Here is a 4,676-nt window from a genome sequence, read left to right as displayed (position 1 = left end):
CGCTTCCCGCCGACCCAAGCAAAAAACCGCGGCACCGCGCCATTGCGCGCCATCCATTCCGAATAGTCACGATACGCCGGGTCCAGCCCCAGATGCCGTTCCTCGGTCTTGGCGCGCCAGTAATAGACGCCGCTGACCACCGCCATCAGGATCGTCGCGCGGGCGGCATCGACCATCGATCCGGTGGTGAGGAACGGGATCGTCGCGATCCACCAGAACAGATTCTTCGACAGATAGGCCGGGTGGCGCGAGAACGCGTAGGGCCCGTGCGTCAGGATGCCGCGATGCGTCAGGTTCGAAAAGCGGAAGCCGAACGCGATCGTCGCCCAGGCGTAGATCGCCGTCAGGCCGACCAGCACCGCACCCAAGGGGATCAGAACCGCCGGGTGCCCCGCGAACCACATCGACCAGCCATCCGCGCCATAGGTACCGGGATGATAATCGAGCGGGCCATTATCGGCCATCAGCGTGAAGGGCGGATAACAAATCAGCGCCGCCATCCACGCCGCCGCGAACGGATTGGCGCTGCGGATATGCGAATCGAGCGGGCGGAAGGTGAGGATATAGCCGACGGTCGCAAAGGCGCAGTCGATCACGAACATGAAACCGATCAGCCAATTGGCGAGCGCGACCGGGTTATGCAGCACCTCCGACAGATTGCCGCGGACGAAATTGGCGAACCCGGCGGGCACGACCGCGAGCATGAAGGCGAGGAAAAACGCCTTCACCCCCCAGCTGCGCAAATGGTTGTAGATCGCCTCGCGGTTGTCTTGGGGGTGGGCGATCTCTTCGTTGAGCCCCATCAGCCACGCGCCGAGTGCCCAGGCGCCATCCTTGGGCTGGACGAGGCGGCGGTCGATCCACAGCACGTACGGGATCGAGCCGAGGAACAGCACCGGCGCGGCCATGCCGAAGCACCACATCGCGAACGGGAAACCGCCCCATTGGTTGGTCCAGTAAAAGCGCCCGGTGCCATAGATCAGCGCAATGCCGGCCCAGGTGAGCCACAGGCCCGCCAGCTTGGTCAGCGAAATGTCGAGCGTCTCGCGCCACGGTTTCGGCGCGGACCAGTCGATCCCGGTCGAGGGACTGCGGTGGACCCGGTCGACGAACACCGACCACAGCACCATCGGCAGTCCGCACGCGGCGACGTTAGCGAGCGCCGCAAACGGGCCATCCATGCCGAAATGGCGCGCGATCGCGACCCAGACAAACAGCCCCGCGAGCCCCGCCAGCCCACAGCCAGTGCTGACGGCGGATATCGGGCGGGGATCGGCAGCCTTGGCCGCACGCGCGAGGACGGTGTCGTGGAACATCACCGCGGTGGTAGCGCGGCAGTGGTTAGCGCGCAGTAAAGGCTATGGTTCGCGCACGCCGACGCGCGAGCACAAGCGCGCTATTTCCCGGTCCACTTCCCTGCGCGCTTCTCGACGAACGCGGCCATGCCCTCGCTCTGATCCTCGGTCCCGAACAACGCATGGAACAAGCGGCGTTCGAACTGTACGCCCATCGCGAGGCCCGTCTCGAACGCGGCGTTGACCATTTCCTTGTTCGCCTTGACCGCGAGCGGCGCCATCGATGCGATCGTCGTGGCGGTCTTGACCGCGTCCTCGATCAGATCGGCGGCAGGAATCACGCGGCTGACAAGGCCCGCGCGCTCGGCCTCGGCGGCGTCCATCATCCGACCGGTGAGGCACATTTCCATCGCCTTGGCCTTGCCCACGGCACGCGTAAGGCGCTGCGATCCGCCCATGCCGGGGGAGACGGCAAGCTTGATCTCGGGCTGGCCGAACTTCGCGGTATCGGCGGCGAGGATGAAGTCGCACATCATCGCCAGCTCGCACCCGCCGCCGAGCGCATAGCCTGCGACCGCCGCGATGACGGGCTTGCGCGTCTGCGTGAAGCGATCCCATCCGGCGAAGAAATCATGGCCGTACATGTCAGCAAAGCCCTGCGCCTGCATCTCCTTGATGTCGGCCCCCGCCGCGAACGCCTTTTCGCTGCCGGTGATGACCGCGCAGCCTTGGCTAGGGTCGGCATCGAACGCGGCCATCGCGGCGAGCAGATCGGCGAGGATCTGGCTGTTGAGCGCGTTGAGCGCCTGCGGGCGGTTGAGCGTGACGAGTGTCACGGCGCCACGCTGTTCGACGAGGAGGGTTTGGTAATCGGTCATCGGCATCTTCCTTACGATCGTCACCCCGGCCTTGTGCCGGGGTCCACCGTGCCGCGAGCGCAGCGCCGGTGGAGGAGTGGACCCCGGCACAAGGCCGGGGTGACGGATGTGGTTAGCCGGGCGTCCATTCCTCGGCCGCCGGCAGTGGCGCAAAAATCTGGTCGAGCACGTGGCCGGTCACGCCTTCGGGCGTCGCCGGGTTCCATTTGGGTGCATTGTCCTTGTCGACGATCACCGCGCGCACGCCTTCGAGAAAATCGTGGCGCTGCACGACGCGTACACCCACGGCATATTCCTGGCGCATCTCATCCTCGAACGTCGCCATCGTCGCGCCTTCGTGCAGGAGGCGGAGCGAGACCTTCATCGTTTGCGGGGATTTGGTTTTCAGGGTCGCGAGCGTCTGCGTCGCCCATTCGCCGCCATCGGCTTCGAGTGCGGCGTAGATGTCTTCCAGCTCGTCTGAAGCGAAGAGGCGGTCGATCTCGGACCGCCGCGCAAGAATGCCCGCCTCCCCGTTAGGCCCGTCGCGCGCGTTGAGCGCACGGTCGATCGGCGCGGCATCAGCGGTGATTATCGCCTTCGCCTCCTCCAGCGCCGCGCTTGGCAGATAATGCGTCGCGAGCCCGAGCGCGAGGCACTCCGCCCCATCGAGCCGGTGCCCGGTCAGCGCCAGATATTGCCCGATCCGCCCCGGCAGCCGCGACAGATACCAGCCGCCGCCGACATCGGGGAACAGCCCGATCCCCGTTTCGGGCATGGCGAACTTCGTATTCTCGGTCGCGATGCGGAAATCGCACGGGCAGGCAAGGCCAACCCCGCCGCCCATCGTGATGCCGTCCATGAAGGCGATGGTCGGCTTGGCATAGGTGAACAGCGCATGGTTCATGCGGTATTCGGTGTGGAAGAACGCGCGCGCCTCGGCCCCGTCCTGCGCGCCGCTGTCCGCCAGCATCCGGATGTCGCCACCGGCGCAGAAACCGCGCCACAGTTTCGGGTCGCCATCTGGCGAGGGGGCATGATCGATCATCACCGCTTCGACGGCCGGATCGGTGCGCCACGCGGTCAGCGCCGCCAGGATCGCCTCGCACATTGCGGTATTGAGCGCGTGGAGCGCCTTGGGCCGGTTGAGCCGGATGCGGCCGATGCGGCCTTCGACAAAGGTCAGGACGTCAGCGTTCATATCCGATATCCTTCCTCGGCGAAGGCCGGGACCCAGCGGCGAAGGCCGATGTTGGAGAGCATAGCACCCGATTTCCGACGCACTCGCAACTGGGCCCCGGCCTTCGCCGGGGAAGGTGCAACCTGGATGCTCACTGCCGCGTCAACTCCCGCCCGACGATCATGCGCATGATCTGGTTGGTGCCCTCAAGGATCGAATGGACGCGCAAATCGCGCCAGAAGCGTTCGATCGGATAGTCCATCAAATAACCGTAACCGCCATGCAATTGCAGCGCGCGGTCGGCGACGGCGGAGCCCGTGTCGGTCGCCAGCCGCTTCGCCATCGCGGCGAACTTGGTCTTGTCGGGCGCGTTGGCGGTGACCTTCGCTGCCGCCATGTAGAGCAAAGCCCGCGCCGCCTCGAGATCGGTCGCCATATCGGCGAGGTTGAATTGCGTATTCTGGAAGTCGGCGATCGCCGTCCCGAACTGCTTGCGATCGCGGGTATAACCGATCGCTTCGTCGAGGCAGCGCTGCGCCCCGCCGAGCGAGCACGCCCCGATGTTGAGCCGCCCGCCATCGAGGCCCATCATCGCGATGCGGAAGCCCTCCCCCTCGCCGCCGACGAGGTTCTCTGCAGGAACGCGCACGCCATCGAGGATCACTTGCCGCGTCGGTTGCGAATGCCAGCCGAGCTTGCGTTCGTTGGCGCCGAAGCTGATTCCGGGCATGTCCTTTTCGATCACCAGGCACGACACGCCCTTGGGGCCATCCTCGCCGGTGCGGACCATCGTGACGTACACGTCATTCTCGCCCGCGCCGCTAATGAACTGCTTGGTGCCGGTGACGATGTAATGATCGCCATCTTTGACCGCCTTGGTCTTGAGCGCAGCCGCGTCGGAGCCCGAGCCGGGCTCGGTCAGGCAATAGCTCGCGATCGTGTCCATCGTGACCAGCGCGGGCAGATACTTCGCCTTGACCGTGGCCGATCCGAAGCGATCGATCATCCATGCCGCCATATTGTGGATGCTGATGAACGCGCTGGTCGAGGGGCAGCCATAGGCCATCGCCTCCATGATCAGCGCCGCCTCGAGCCGCCCGAGCGCGATGCCGCCCGATTCCTCGCTGACATAGATCGCCGCGAAGCCGAGCTCGGCGGCTTCCTTGATCGTCGCGCGCGGGAAGATGTGTTTCTCATCCCATTCTGCGGCGTGCGGCGTGATCCGGTCGGCGGTAAATTTGCGCGCGAGATCCTGGATCTCGCGCTGGTCGGGGGTGAGGTCGAATTGAATCTGGTCGGGCTGGCTCATGGCGCGCGTTCTATCGCGCTTGCGCGGCGATTCCT

Annotated in this window: 4 protein-coding genes; all 4 read right to left on the bottom strand. The window is 65.5% G+C overall.

Annotated elements, in window-relative coordinates; genetic code table 11:
- Positions 1 to 1,316 (bottom strand): methyltransferase family protein (locus tag ABWP09_RS10925; RefSeq protein ID WP_353205173.1); only part of this gene is annotated, 1,316 nt, incomplete at its 3' end.
- Positions 1,317 to 1,396: 80 nt separating this feature from the next.
- Positions 1,397 to 2,173 (bottom strand): enoyl-CoA hydratase, encoded by a 777-nt coding sequence (locus ABWP09_RS10920; RefSeq protein ID WP_353205172.1) that lies wholly within the window; start codon positions 2,171 to 2,173, stop codon positions 1,397 to 1,399.
- Positions 2,174 to 2,285: 112 nt separating this feature from the next.
- Entirely contained in the window at positions 2,286 to 3,353 is a 1,068-nt protein-coding gene (locus ABWP09_RS10915) for an enoyl-CoA hydratase/isomerase family protein (RefSeq protein ID WP_353205171.1), read from the bottom strand.
- Between the two features lie 130 nt (positions 3,354 to 3,483).
- Positions 3,484 to 4,641 (bottom strand): acyl-CoA dehydrogenase family protein, encoded by a 1,158-nt coding sequence (locus ABWP09_RS10910; RefSeq protein WP_353205170.1) that lies wholly within the window; start codon positions 4,639 to 4,641, stop codon positions 3,484 to 3,486.
- Between the last annotated feature and the right edge of the window lie 35 nt (positions 4,642 to 4,676).

The organism is Sphingomonas sp. (assembly GCF_040398505.1).
In the GTDB taxonomy this organism is placed as follows: Bacteria; Pseudomonadota; Alphaproteobacteria; order Sphingomonadales; family Sphingomonadaceae; genus Sphingomonas.
Note: the sequence above shows the minus strand (reverse complement) of the source record. Positions and strands in the feature narration are given on the sequence as shown.

Excerpts from the sequence above, each read along its gene's own strand:
- ABWP09_RS10920 (WP_353205172.1), bottom strand. The coding sequence starts at position 2,173 with ATGACCGATTACCAAACCCTCCTCGTCGAACAGCGTGGCGCCGTGACA.
- ABWP09_RS10915 (WP_353205171.1), bottom strand. The coding sequence starts at position 3,353 with ATGAACGCTGACGTCCTGACCTTTGTCGAAGGCCGCATCGGCCGCATC.
- ABWP09_RS10910 (WP_353205170.1), bottom strand. The coding sequence starts at position 4,641 with ATGAGCCAGCCCGACCAGATTCAATTCGACCTCACCCCCGACCAGCGC.